Consider the following 13,453-nt stretch of genomic DNA (forward strand, 5'->3'; position numbering starts at 1 on the left):
ACGGCGCTTGCGTCAGCCTGAACCGTCGATTCAATCGGCCAAGGCCCGGTTTCTTGACCTCGATCACTCCCGCATGGACGTAAAAAAAAGCGGCCGCACGAGGCGGCCGCTTCTTTCCAGAGGGCGGTGCAGCGCCTAATGGCTCATCTGGATCCGCTTGGCTTCGGCTTCCATGTTCACGTATGGCTTGCCCGACACCGTCACACCCACGGCCTGGATTTCGCCTCCCGTGAACTTGCCCGGCGTCTGGTACAACTCGCTCACCGCGTCGCCACTGTCGTAGCCCACGCACAATCCGTCTCCGGACAGGGTGAACTTGGCGGGCTGGGTCTTCATGTCGCCAGAAGCCACCACTTTGTCGTCGACATACAACTTGGTCTTTCCGAGCGACTCACCGTGCTCGCCGGCACCGGTACGCTCGAACTCCATGCCCAGGGTGTACTTGCCCGGCTTGAGCTCGGTCGGGGAAACGAAGACCTGTTCTGGCTTGATGCCAAGGAAGTTGTACACGTAGTGCAGCTTGCGATCCTTGATGAACAGCGCGTGGCCACCGAAGCGCGAACCATGGGCGAAGAGCACCCCGGAAGCATTGGGATCGGTGATTTCCACATTGGCCAGGATCTTGTAGGAACGGCCACGCACGTTGGCCGCCACGCCCTCTGGCACCGGCGCGGTATTCGGGTAGTAGACGTACGTGTCACGCACCTTTTCCTCGACGGGACGCTCGATCGTCAGCAACTCGGCCGGTCCACGATCGTCCAGCGGAAGGACGTTGTTCTTCTTGGCCTCGGCGAACCATGCGTCCTGCAGTTCCTTCAGCTTGTCCGGATACTCGGCCGCCAGATCCTTGGATTCGGAACGGTCCACGTCCACGTGGTACAGCTCCCACTTGTCCTGGTCAAAGTGGCCCTTGCTGGTCAATGGCGCATGCACGGCCACTGCCTTCCAGCCGTCCTTCCAGATCGCCCGGGTGCCCAGCATGGTGTAGTACTGGATGTGCTTCTGGGTGGGGCCGTCAGGCTTGGCGTTGAAGGTATAGGCCATCGATACGCCGGACAGCGGGTACTGTTCCACGCCGTGGTTGACCGCCGGCATCTTGTTACCGGTCAGCTCCAGAATGGTCGGCACGATGTCCACCGAATGATGGTACTGATGCCGCAGTTCGCCATGGGCCTTGATGCCCTTGGGCCACGAGATCACCAACGGATCGGCGGTGCCTCCGGAGTAGTTGGAGTAGCGCTTGAACATCTTGAAGGGTGCCGAGAAGGCCGAAGCCCAACCCGTCGGATAGTGCTCGTAGGTCTCCGGGCCACCGAGCTGGTCGAGGTATTTCATGTTCTCGGCCAGTTCGTCGGGATAGCCATTGAAGAACTTGTTCTCGTTGACCGAGCCGTTCGGCGAACCCTCGCCGGACGCACCGTTGTCTGCGGCATAGATGACGATGGTGTTGTCGAGCTGGCCGGTCTTCTGCAGGTAATCGATCAAACGACCGACCTGCGCGTCGGTGTACTCGGAGAAACCGGCATATACCTCGGCCATGCGCGCGAACAGGCGCTTTTCATCAGCATTCAAGCTGTCCCACGGCCGCACCAAGTCAGCATCGTTGATGATGTCGGTGGACAGCGGATTCATCGGCGTGTCGACGGTGCCCTCGGGCAGCACGCCTCGATCGATCATGCGCTTGACCACCCATTCGCGGTAGGCATCGTAGCCGTCGTCGAACTTGCCCTTGTACTTGTCGATGTATTCCTGCGGCGCATGGTGCGGGGCATGGTTGGCACCCGGATTCAGCCACATGTACCACGGCTTGGAAGGGTTGGTCGCCTTCTGGTCGCGCAGCATCGTGATGGCCTGGTCGACCAGATCCCTGGACAGGTGATAGCCCTCTTCCGGGCTATAGGGCGCTTCGATAAAACGGTTGTCCTCGACCAAGTCGGGATACCACTGGTTGGTTTCGCCACCGAGGAAACCGTAGAAGCGGTCGAAGCCCTGCTGGGTCGGCCACATCTTGCGGCTGGCACCGGCAGCAATGTCCTGCTCGGGCACGTTGTGGTTCTTGCCGATCCAGTAGGTGCTGTAGCCGTTGTTGCGCAGCACTTCGGCAATGGTCGTCACCTGGTCAGGCAGGCGTCCGTTGGCCCCGGGATAACCGTCGGCGGTCTCGGTGATGGAGGCCATGCCATTGAGATGATGGTTGCGACCGGTCAGCAAAGTTGAACGCGTCGGCGAGCACAACGCGGTGGTGTGCCACTGCGTGTAGGTCAGGCCGTTGGCCGCCAGCTTGTCCAGCGTCGGCATGTTGATGCGGCCGCCGTACGGTGACCAGGCACCGAGGCCGGTGTCGTCGTACAGGATGAACAGCACGTTCGGTGCGCCTTCCTTGGCCCGTTTGGGCGTGAAGGGCGTCCAGTCCGGGGTCGAATCGCGGACGTCAAGTTCGGTCTTGCCCTTGAATCCGGGCACTTCCGGAGACGCGTTGCCACCCCCTTGCGGATGCTGCTGTGCGCCGGCCAGAGCGGAAAAAAGGGTCAAGCAAGCCGTAGCCAGCAAGGCTTTGTAGCGCTTCATTTGTCGCCCCTTAAATGTGAATACATTTATGAACGAAACCAAAACTATAGCCGCTCTCGTTATGTGAATGTGAATTCTGGATGACAATTTTCAGGCTCAGGTCGAGCACGACAAACCTGACACTTGCCTGGAACACCAAAATGATGAAAATGCCGCACCGCATCCATTTTGTCGCGCCCGGCCCGACGGTTCCCATGCATCCCTGCCTTACCTGCGGCGCCTGCTGCGCGCATTTCCGCGTCGGTTTCCATTGGTCCGAATCAGACCAGCATGCCGCTGACGGGGTGCCGTCGGAACTGACCGAAATTCTCGACGGGCACCGGCTGGTGATGAAGGGCACCTGGGCGCGGCAGCCACGCTGCGTGGCGCTGGATGCCGAGATCGGGGTGTATTCGCGCTGCTCCATCCATCCACAGCGGCCCAGCGTCTGTCGCGATGTCCCGGCCAGCTGGGAGTTCGGCATCGCCAGCGCGCAGTGCGACAAGGGGCGGATCGCCCACGGTTTGCCGGTACTCACGCCGCAGAGCTGGGATTACCTGAAGATCGCCCCTGGCGCCGATGCCGATGCCGATGCCGATCGTGGGCATGACAACCCGCCCGACCTGCCGACGCGTGCCCGGATTCCGCATGTCCTGCTGGCCAGCGCCAGTCCGATCACGGTGGACGCCAATGTCGACCTTGCTTCCGCGGCGCCAGTCCGCCTGGAAGCAGTCAGCCCTGCTGCAATGGATGGCGGTCCAGGAACTGACGGATCTTCGGCAGCAGATCCGCTGCTTCATCCTCCAGCACATAGTGGCCCGCATCCGGATAACGGGTGACCTCGGCCTTTGGCAATGCCGCTTCGAAACCGGCCAGGAAGTGGTGGTCGAAGACGAAATCTCGCATGCCCCAGCCGACGAATACCGGCCGGTCGGCGTATTCGTGCAGTCGCTTGCCGGCGGCTTCGACCAGTGACCAGGCCGGATCGCCCGGCGCCAGCGGGATGTCCTGCATGAAGCGCAGCGTGCTGATGCGGTTGGCCCAGTTGTCGTAGGGCGCGACATAGGCGCGGCGGACAGCGGCCGGCATCCTGCGGCGCACACCGATGTACGAGGCGCCGCTGGAAAACGCGTTGAACGCACGGATGATGAAAGCACCCAGTCGGCTGTCGCGGCCGAGCGCGATCTCCCATGGCATCGGCTTGCTGGCCGGCAGCGGAAAGGCGCCGGTATTGAGCAGCACCAGCCGCTTGACCTGCGAGGCATGCGACAGCGCCCAGCCGAATCCGATCATGCCGCCCCAGTCATGCACTGCCAGCGTCACTGGCGTCTCATCGTCAATGCCGGCGTGACGCAGCAGCGCCTGCAGGTCATCGACCCGCGACTGCAATGTGTATACATAACCCGGGCGGACACCCGGCGCGTCATCAGGCTTGTCGCTCAGACCCATGCCGACATGATCGGGGACGATGCAGCGGTAACGCTTGCCCGAGGCCGGATGCGCCAGTGCCCCGACCAGCTTGCGCCAGTAATAACTCCAGGACGGATTGCCGTGCAGCATCACCACTACTTCGGCATCGCGCGGACCTTCGTCCAGGTACGACATCTGGATGCCCGGTCGGACTTCGAAACGCTGCGGGGTAAACGGGTAATCAGGCAACTTGGACATCTTGGGCACCTGCAAAAAGGGCCGGACAAACCGGCCCTTTGCATCATTCATCGCGGCTGGCTTACCAGACCACCTCGGCCATCGAGCAGTTCAGGCCCGAACCGATGCCCAGCAGGGCGATGCGATCGCCTTTCTTCAGCCGGCCCAGTTCCTTGAGCTTGCTCAGCACGATCGGCACGCTGGCCGGACCGATGTTGCCGTGTTCGCCAAAAATGGTCATGACCTTGGCCGGGTCGATGCCAAAGGATTTGACGAAGGCGGCGGTGTGCGGCTTGCTGACCTGGTGGATGACGAACTGGTCGAGCTCGTCGACCGCCCAGCCCAGCGCCAGCCTGGCGGCGGCAAAGGTCTTCTGGGCCAGCTTGAGGCCTTCGATCAGCAGCATGCGGGTATCGGTGACCATGCGATCAAGATTGCCGCGGCACAGCTTGTTCCATTCGGTCGCCGAGCGGGTGACGCCACCGCGGTAGGTCGGCGCGTCAGGCACCAGCTCACTGCGTGCCATCACCATCGCGGCGGCACCGCAACCCAGGGTCAGTGCGGCCAGTTCGTCGCGGAACTCCTGTTCGGTCACATCCGGCGAGCACATCCGCTCGATGGTTTTTTCGTAGACCAGGTTGGCGGTTTCGCCATCAACCACCAGCGCGTAATCGATCTCGCCGCGTTCCAGCATGCGGCCGGCGATGTCCATGCCATTGATGAAGGCCAGGCAGGCGTTGGCGACGTCGAAGGTCTGGCACTCCTCGCTCACGCCCAGGTTGCCGCAGACGATGCTGGCGGTGGACGGTTCCAGGTAGTCGCGGCTGACCGAGGTGTTGACCAGCAGGCCGATCTTCTCGACCCCGATGCCGGCATCCAGCAGCGCCTTGCGCGCGGCCAGCGTGGCCGCATCGGAGGCCTGCACGTCGTTGTCCCACAGGCGCCGCGCATGCACGCCGACGACGTCACCCAGGACGTCGGTGCGGATGCCCAGGCGGTCCATGGTGGGCTTGAGCCGCTGGTTGATTTCCAGCGAGGTCAGGATATGCGGCGCATCAATATGCGCGAGCCCCGCGATGGAGACATTCTTGAAAAGCATCGGGATGCGCCAAAGTTCAGGCGAGAGGGCCGACTAGATTACCCACTTCCGTTCTTCACTGCATCTTTAGGTCTCCTGCGCTATGGCAAAGCGCCATAAAACAGTGACTTACATCACTTAAAGGGCTGAACCGTAGCGGATCAGCGCTGGCCGCCACACTGATAGGCGACGAACCGCTGGCTGCCATCGGCCGGGTCGCCCAGCGGCTGGATGGTGTTGGCGGGGATTCCCGGCGCCTCGTTGCGGGCCAGGGTTTCCAGTTCGTCGCGAACCTTGAGCGCATTGCGCTCGTACAGCGACACGTTGTCCTTGACCGAGACACTGACTTCGCCCTGCTTGACGCAGTCGGCGGGCGCCGGACCGGCGGCGATCACCCGTACCTGCTCGGCCTGCGGGGTCAGACTGACCCAGGTGCAGCTGCTGATGAGGACGGTGGCGGCGGCAATCAGGACAACACGCATGGAGGTTCTCGCGGAAGATGACGGTGGGAGCAGACTGATTCTGCCTTGTGCGCGGTGAAACGGATGAATGGCGTGCCAAGCACGGGTGCCTGGCACGACCGGGACGACGGTGAGCGGGCCGCATAACCGGCTGCCCGCTCACCGCCTTGCCGCGTCAGTGACCGGCGACCGGCTTGCCGTCGGCGTCCAGCACGGTCACCTCGCCCAGCTTGAGCGCCTTGATCGGCGCCTCGATCTGCTTGAGGTCACCGACCACCACCCACACCAGCTTGGACGGGTCCAGGGCCTGGGCGGCCTGCTGCACCTGGGCCGGGGTCATCGCCTGGATCTCGGCGTTACGCTGGACGACGTAGTCATCCGGACGGCCGTAACGGACGATGCCACCGATGGTGTTCATCACCGCGCTGGAGGTTTCGTAGGCACCCGGCAGGCTGCGGCTTTCGTTGGCCTTGATGCGATCGATCTCGGCCTGGGTCGCCGGCGCCTTGCCGCTGGCGTATTGCTGCAGTTCGCGCTGCATCTCGGCCAGGGCGTCGGCGGTCTTGTCGATCTGGACCGGGGCGATCGCCAGCCACGGGCGCTGGCCCTTGGCGTTGGTCAGCAGGGTGCGGGCACCATATGACCAGTGCTTGTCCTCGCGCAGGTTCATGTTGAGGCGGGCGACGAAGGAACCGCCGATGACTTCATTGGCCATCTGCAGCAGGGTTTCGCCATCGCTGCCATTACCGGGCATCAATTCGCCGGCAAACAGGTTGGCCTGCACCGCACCGGGCTGATCGATCAGGTAGACCCTGGCCGCGGACGGCCGCTCGACCTTGCCGATGTCGATGCTGGCGGCGGCTTCGCCAGTGCCCTTCCAGTCACCGAAGTGGCGGTTGAGCGCCGGCACGATGTCCTTCAGGGTGGTGTCGCCGACCACGATCAGGGTCGCACCCTGCGGCCGCAGCCAGGCATTGTGGTAAGCGGTCAGGTCATCGCGGCCGAGCGCGGTGATGCTCGCTTCGGTACCGCTGCCGGTGAACGGTGCCGCATACGGATGACCTTCACCGTAAAGCAGCGGCGGCAGCACCCGCAGCGCCGCGGTGTTGGGGCGTGCTTTTTCCTGCTTGATGCCGGCAATCCAGCTGCTCTTGACGCGGTCCATCTCGGACTGCTCGAAGCGTGGTTCGCGCAGCATGTCGGCAAACAGATCCAGCGACGGGTCCAGGTTCTCCTTCAGCGCCGACAGCGTCGCGCTGGTGCCATCGAGTTCGGCATCCGCACTCAGCACCGCGCCCAGTTCCTCGGCGCGGGCGCGGAAGCCCAGCGCGTCGTACGGGCCGGCACCTTCGTCGAGCATCGACATGGTGAAGCTGGAGGTACCCAGCTTGGCTGGCGCGTCGGCCTGGTAGCCGCCGTTGAACTCATAGCTGAAGTTGACCACCGGGATGTCATGGCGCTCGGCCAGGATGACTTCGGTGCCATTGTCCAGCCTGGCCCGCTGCAGTGAGGGGAATTTGAGCGCCGGGAACTGGCTCGGCATCGGCACGCCGTTGCTGCGATCCACGGTGCTGGCGGTGGTGGTGAATTTGGGATCGACGGCCGGCACGTTGAACGGTTGCGGGGTGACGGCGGGTTCTTCGGCCAGCGGCTTGCGCTCGCCCGGTTCGACGATGAGCGTATGCGAGCCCTTGCCCAGCCACTTGCGGCCCATCGCCTGCACATCGGCGGCGGTGGTGTTGTTGACATTGGCCAGCGAGGTGCGGAAGCAACCGGCGTCGCCTTCATAGATGGCGCATTCGGCCAAGGCATCGGCCTTGCCGCCGAAGCCACCGATGCGCTCGATGCCGCGGATGAAGCCGGCGCGATAGACGGTCTTGGCCTGGGCCAGCTCTTCGGCACTCGGGCCCTGCTGGATCAGCTTGGCCAGTTCCTCATCCAGCACCGCCTCGACCTTGGCCACGTCGACGCCTTCCTTGACGCTGACCATAATCATGAAATTGGAGCCCAGCTGCGAAGCGTAGGCACCGGTGCTGACGCTGTCGGCCAGCTTGTCGCCGTGGACCAGGCGCTTTTCCAGCCGCGACGTGGCGCTGCCACCCAGGATCTGTGAAAGCACATCCAGCTGATCGATGTCGCGGGTGCCCACTTCGGCCACGTTCCAGGCGCGGTAGATACGCGTCTGCGGAACCTTGTCTTCCATCACCTCGCGGGTGTCGGCCGGGCGCTGCGCCACGTTGACCGCCGGTTGCGCCATGCTCGGGCCGGCCGGGATGTCGCCGAAATACTTGCTGACTTTTTCCTTGGCCGTTGCCAGATCGATATCACCGGCCAACACCAGCACTGCATTGTTGGGGCCATACCAGGCCTTGAACCAGTTCTGTACGTCGGCCAGCGAAGCGGCGTTGAGATCGTTCATCGAACCGATGGTGGTGTGGTGGTACGGATGGCCCACCGGATACAGCGCCTTGCCCAGTTTTTCCCAGACCTGGCCATACGGCTGGTTCTCGCCCTGGCGCTTTTCGTTCTGGACCACGCCGCGTTGTTCGTCGAGGGTCTTCTGGTCGATGGCACCGAGCAGGTGGCCCATGCGGTCGGACTCCATCCACAGCGCCAGGTCCAGCGCGGTGGTCGGCACGTTCTCGAAGTAGTTGGTACGGTCGGAGTTGGTGGTGCCGTTCATGTCGGTGGCACCGACCAGTTCGAACGGTTCGAAGTATTCACCACGGTGATTTTCCGAACCGTTGAACATCAGGTGTTCGAACAGGTGGGCGAAACCGGTGCGACCGGCGGGTTCGTCCTTGCTGCCGACGTGGTACCAGATGTTGACCGCCACGATCGGCGCCTTGCGGTCGGTATGCACGATCACCCGCAGCCCGTTGGGCAGGGTGAATTCCTGGTACGGAATATCCACGCTGGCGCCGGCTGCCGGCTTGGCAATGGCGGTGTCCGGCATGCCCGACAGGGCCCCCAGCGCAGTGGTCAAGGCAACGGCAAGCAGCGCGGCGCGCGGTCGGCGGAAATGGCCCATCTATCTCTCCATGTTGTGCAGGTATGCCATCAGGCGTGACCTTTGATGCTAACCGCAGCGGCAACTCATTACACTAGGCCGCAAGCCATGGTCCACGAGGGTCAGCCGCATGGAACGTCGACACAGCCTGGTCACCGGCGCCAACCGCGGGCTCGGCCTGGCGCTGGTACAGCAGTTGCTGCAACGCGGTGACCACGTCATCGCCACCTGCCGGCACCCTGGCAAGGCCAACGCCCTCAACCAGCTGGTTGGCGAGCATCCGGGCCGGCTGCACGTGCTGCCACTGGATGTCACGGATACACGCAGCCATCGCGAACTGGCACGCGAACTGGCGCTGGTCAGCGACGGGGGTCCACTGCACCTGCTGATCAACAACGCCGGCGTGCTGCGTGGCGGCGAGCGCTTTGGCAGCGTCGATGAAAAAGATCTCGATGCCAGTTTCCAGACCAATGCCCGCGGTCCGCTGTTGCTGACCCAGACACTGGCTGCGCGGATTGGCGATGGCGGCTGCGTCGCCAACATCTCTTCGGAGCTTGGTTCGATAGCCCTGCGCGACGAGTTCCGTACGCCCAGCTACGCCATTGGCAAGGCCGCGCAGAACATGGCCACGGTATTGCTGGCATCGGCGCTGCGATCACGACGGATAAAAGTGCTGGCGCTGCACCCGGGCTGGGTACGCACCGACATGGGCGGCGAACAGGCCGCGTTGACTCCGGCGCAATCGGCCAGTGGCCTGCTGCAGGTCATCAGCCAGCGCGGACTGGATGACAGCGGCGGCTTCTTCGACTGGCAAAACCAACCATTGCCCTGGTGATGATGCGTCGGCTGCGCCGCACCGCCTGCTGCCGCTAAGCCCGACACGTCGAAGCTGTCCGCAGAGCACCCGCCGACCGCCCGCTGCAACCTTCATCGGCTACCGCGACAGCGGACGCGTTGCATTGCCACCTCTTTCATTGAGCAGGCGTCGAACCACCGCAGGCGCCGGTGGCAATACCGTTCGCCCACCAGGCTGGCGCGGTTGCAACCGTTTGCCCATTCCAGGCATCCCAGTGCAGCAAGAACGAGGACGCTGTTGGTTTGCCGATAACGGCGGGACCACGAAACCACAGGGACCGCGAGCCGGGAAAACGGACATTGACCGGACAGCGGACACTCCGCCCAGCGCATTTTGGCTTGATAAATCAATAACTTGAGTTTGGCACGCGATATGCGAGCGTTACCGGCAAGACCGATAAAGCATTGAGCTGACCATCGGTCAACCATCCAATTACTGAACAAAAGCTGAAAAGAAGACGCACAAATGCAACTTCTGCTTGATCCATCTGCTTAGGTGTACTACCTTACTACCACACCACTGCTCAACAACACCAAGAGACCCTGCCATGAACGCCAAGACCCTGCTCCCCCTGTCCGCCGCCGCCGTATTTGCTGTCTGCGCAGGCGCCATGTTCGCCACCGCCACGCATCAGGATTCGGCCACCCTGGCCAGCGTTGAAGCCGCTCACGCCGCTGACATCGTCAACATGCCGACCTTGTCGGTGAGCCCGGCCGCCGAAGACCTGGCCTATTACCAGACCTACGGCAAAGCCAACATCGTCGAACTGGCCGCGATCAGCGTACGCCCGGCCGCCGAAGACCTGGCCTACTACCAGACTTACGGCAAAGCCAAGGTGGTTGAACTGGCCGCCGTGACGGTGACCCCGTCGGCCGCGCAGATGCGTGAGTACGCGTTGCAGGCCGCGCTGGTCGCCGAACAACTGGCCACCCGCTGAAACCCCGCTTCCGCAGACGTATCCGATTCAACTGCTCCATCGTTACCCCAGGACATGCGCGCCGCGTAAGATCCGCGGATGAATCAGCCCTCCGCCGACGACGCCCTGTCCATTGATGTGCTGCTGTACCAGCCGGAGATTCCCCCGAACACCGGCAATGTCATCCGCCTTTGCGCGAATACCGGCGCGCGGCTGCATCTGATCCAGCCTCTGGGTTTCGAGCTGGACGACAAGCAGCTCCGCCGCGCCGGCCTGGATTACCACGAGTACACCCGGCTGCAGGTGCACGCTTCGCTGGCGGACGCACTGGCCAGCATCCAGCCCGGACGCCTGTTCGCGCTGAGCACCCGTGGCCGCCAGCGCTACGATCAAGTCAGCTACGCCGCCGGCGATGCCTTCCTGTTCGGCCCGGAAACCCGCGGCCTGCCACAGGACGTCCTGGACGCCTTGCCCGCCGAACAGCGCCTGCGCCTGCCGATGCAGCCCAACAACCGTAGCCTCAACCTCTCCAACACGGTCGCCGTATTGGTGTTCGAAGCATGGCGCCAGCTCGGGTTTGTCGGCGGGCAGTAGCCGATACCCGACTAGCGCACGGGAACGTCGTAGGCCGTATCCGGGGTCGGTTCCGGTTTCAAGGTGTAATGCCACCACTCCAGCGGATAGTTGGCGAAGCCATGCTTCTGCATTGCCTGCAGCAGGCGCTGGCGGTTTTCGCGCTGCTGCGCGGTAATGCGTGGGTCATCGGTATTGGCGAGGGTGTCGAACAGGTCGAAACCGGTTCCCATGTCCAAGGGAATGCATTGGCCTGTGCTGCAATCATCCAGGCTCAGATCGACGGTGGCGCCGCGGCTGTGGCCAGAGCTTTCAGCGATGTAGCCATCCAGTAGTTGCGATTTGCGCAGGCGCGGATAGAACTCCGGCTTGGTTTTCTGATCCGACAGGTCGTGCGCCCAGCTGACGAAGTCCTTTACCGCGCGCACCGGTCGATAGCAGTCGAACAGGCGTAGACGCAGTTGCTGGCCGCGCAGCTCATTGGCGGCACCTGCAAGCGCCGTCGCCGCCGGTGCCAGCAGATAGCACTTGGCCGCCTGGTAGCCATCGACAGGACGGCCGACGAAGTTGTGCTGGCCGGCATAGCGGATTTCCAGTTGCGCGTCGGCGATCAGCGTGGCCACGTCGATCAGGTTGGCCTGCCCGGGCGTGCTGGCGGTGGAGACGCTGATCTGATCAGGCTTGGTAGCGGGCGACTGGGCCAGCGCCGGCGACGACAGCGCCGACAGCAGCATGATGAGGATGGAATGGCGGTTGGTCAGCCAGCTTTTCATCGAGGTGGACATGCGTCGACGCGTTTGAAATCCAGGTCCTGGTAGTCGTAACTGAAATCCGCGTCCGGATCCACCGCCGACATCCGCATCCGCGGCACGCCATCTGCTGCGGCATCCTCGAACACCAGCCAGGCTTCGGCGTCGACGCTGTCGTCATCCCAGTCGATCCGCTGGCGCTGGCCGACCTGCATGATCCGTCCGCGCAGGCGTGGTGAACGTTGCGCACTCCAATACACCTGTCCATTGTCACCGCAGACGCTGACCTGGCCGAACCACGGATCCCGGTACACACCCAAACGCGACTGCATGTCGGTGGCGCTGGCCGTTTGTCGCGCCGATGTGTCGGGCAGCGGCGCGTGCTGGGCATCCTGCTGCGCCTCGACATCCAAAAGCTGCGCGTAGTCGTCCACGCCGCGGGCATCCTGCGGCGCGGTGAAATGCTTGGCCAGCACTTCGCCCAATGCCGTGCGTGCGGCTTCACCCTCGCCGTTGATCAGGATCACGATGCCTACCTGCTTGTCCGGCAACAGGATCACCGATGAATACATCCCGGACAGCGTGCCGGTATGGGCGACCTTCCAGACCCCGTCCATATCCGACAGGCGCCAGCCGTAACCGTAGGCCGAGAAATGGCTGTTATCCCACTCCCGCATGCGTGCTGATACCGGCATCGGCATATGCGCGGTCCACACCGCGCGACGTTGCTCGTCGCTGATCCAGGCCGGTTGCCGTTGCGGATCCAGCCACATCCGCAGCCACTTGACCATGTCGTTGAGGCTGCAGCGGATGCCACCGGCTGCCATCGAGGTGGTATCCGGCACAGTCTCCTCATCCTCGCGCACGACCCGGTTGCCGGTCGCGGTGCGCGCATGTGGCTGGGCCACGTTGCCGACCTGGCGCTGGTTCCAGCGGCCTACCTGGCAGCGATCCATGGCCAGTGGTTCGAACAGCTGCTCGCGAACCAGCTGATCGTAGGGCTTGCCGGCCGCAGCGGCAGCAACTTCGCCGGCGACCACGTACAACAGGTTGTCGTAGGCGTAGTGCGAGCGGAAGCTGTGGGTCGGCCGCAGATGCGCCAGCCCGGCGATGATGTCGGCGCGGCTGAAGTCGTTCGGTTCCGGCCACAGCATCAGGTCGCCTGCGCCCAGTCCCAGCCCGCTGTTGTGCAGCAGCAGATCGCGGACCTGCATGTTGCGGGTGACCCACGGATCATGCATGCGGAACTGCGGCAGGTATCGGGTGACCGGATCGTCCCAGCGCAATTTGCCCGCATCGACCAGCCGTGCCAGCACCCCGGTGGTCATCGCCTTGCTGTTGGAAGCGATCTTGAACAAGGTATCGGCATCGATTTTTTCGCCACTGCCGGCAACCCGTTCGCCGGCGGTGCGCTGGTAGATGACCTGATCATCCTGGATGACCGCGACCGCCAGTCCCGGCAGCTGGTAGCGTTCGAACGTCTGCTCGAAGGCCTGATCGAAGTCGTGCCGGCTCGCATCCGCTGCCGCCTGCGCGGCGCTGTCGAATGAAAAGAAAAGCCCCGCCAGCAGGCAGGGCAACAGGAGCTTGCGGCAGCAATGAGGCAGTGACATGAC

Annotated in this window: 10 protein-coding genes and 1 pseudogene; 4 read left to right on the plus strand and 7 right to left on the minus strand. The window is 63.4% G+C overall.

Annotation, left to right across the window (positions count from 1 at the left end; all coding sequences use genetic code 11):
- Window positions 1-135: 135 nt before the first annotated feature.
- Window positions 136-2,568, minus strand: a complete 2,433-nt coding sequence (locus tag ABB29_RS00340) for an arylsulfatase (RefSeq protein ID WP_083487307.1) — start codon at window positions 2,566-2,568, stop codon at window positions 136-138.
- Window positions 2,569-2,762: 194 nt separating this feature from the next.
- Here ABB29_RS00340 and ABB29_RS16615 point away from each other — a divergent pair.
- Window positions 2,763-3,185: pseudogene (locus tag ABB29_RS16615) on the plus strand (YkgJ family cysteine cluster protein); the annotation flags it as partial.
- Window positions 3,186-3,279: 94 nt separating this feature from the next.
- Here the strand turns inward: ABB29_RS16615 and ABB29_RS00355 are convergent.
- From ABB29_RS00355 to ABB29_RS00370, 4 genes are all read right to left on the minus strand, one after another.
- Complete coding sequence (locus ABB29_RS00355) at window positions 3,280-4,215, minus strand: alpha/beta fold hydrolase (RefSeq protein WP_057656792.1); 936 nt, start codon at window positions 4,213-4,215, stop codon at window positions 3,280-3,282.
- Between the two features lie 61 nt (window positions 4,216-4,276).
- Window positions 4,277-5,293, minus strand: a complete 1,017-nt coding sequence (locus tag ABB29_RS00360) for a 3-oxoacyl-ACP synthase III (protein WP_057656623.1) — start codon at window positions 5,291-5,293, stop codon at window positions 4,277-4,279.
- Window positions 5,294-5,433: 140 nt separating this feature from the next.
- Window positions 5,434-5,754: a DUF4156 domain-containing protein gene (locus tag ABB29_RS00365; protein WP_057656624.1), complete on the minus strand. Its 321-nt coding sequence runs from the start codon at window positions 5,752-5,754 to the stop codon at window positions 5,434-5,436.
- A gap of 154 nt (window positions 5,755-5,908) precedes the next feature.
- Window positions 5,909-8,764 carry a M16 family metallopeptidase gene (locus tag ABB29_RS00370; RefSeq protein ID WP_057656625.1) on the minus strand — a complete coding sequence of 952 codons (2,856 nt, stop codon included), beginning with the start codon at window positions 8,762-8,764 and terminating at the stop codon, window positions 5,909-5,911.
- A gap of 109 nt (window positions 8,765-8,873) precedes the next feature.
- On the opposite strand from ABB29_RS00370, the gene ABB29_RS00375 reads away from it, so the two are divergent.
- The 3 genes from ABB29_RS00375 (at window position 8,874) to trmL (ending at window position 11,109) form a co-directional block, all read left to right on the plus strand.
- A complete protein-coding gene (locus ABB29_RS00375) occupies window positions 8,874-9,578 on the plus strand; it encodes an SDR family oxidoreductase (RefSeq protein ID WP_057656626.1) in 705 nt (234 codons plus the stop codon).
- Between the two features lie 568 nt (window positions 9,579-10,146).
- A complete protein-coding gene (locus ABB29_RS00380) occupies window positions 10,147-10,536 on the plus strand; it encodes a hypothetical protein (RefSeq protein WP_057656627.1) in 390 nt (129 codons plus the stop codon).
- A 78-nt stretch (window positions 10,537-10,614) separates the two neighbouring features.
- Complete coding sequence (gene trmL, locus ABB29_RS00385) at window positions 10,615-11,109, plus strand: tRNA (uridine(34)/cytosine(34)/5-carboxymethylaminomethyluridine(34)-2'-O)-methyltransferase TrmL (protein ID WP_057656628.1); 495 nt, start codon at window positions 10,615-10,617, stop codon at window positions 11,107-11,109.
- Between the two features lie 11 nt (window positions 11,110-11,120).
- Here the strand turns inward: trmL and ABB29_RS00390 are convergent, their stop codons facing one another.
- Window positions 11,121-11,873 (minus strand): M15 family metallopeptidase, encoded by a 753-nt coding sequence (locus tag ABB29_RS00390; protein WP_083487309.1) that lies wholly within the window; start codon window positions 11,871-11,873, stop codon window positions 11,121-11,123.
- A complete protein-coding gene (locus ABB29_RS00395) occupies window positions 11,858-13,450 on the minus strand; it encodes a serine hydrolase (RefSeq protein ID WP_057656630.1) in 1,593 nt (530 codons plus the stop codon). The genes ABB29_RS00390 and ABB29_RS00395 overlap by 16 nt, the downstream gene beginning before the upstream one ends.
- Window positions 13,451-13,453: the final 3 nt, after the last annotated feature.

Origin of the sequence: Pseudoxanthomonas dokdonensis, assembly GCF_001431405.1 — a bacterium.
GTDB lineage: Bacteria > Pseudomonadota > Gammaproteobacteria > Xanthomonadales > Xanthomonadaceae > Pseudoxanthomonas_A > Pseudoxanthomonas_A dokdonensis.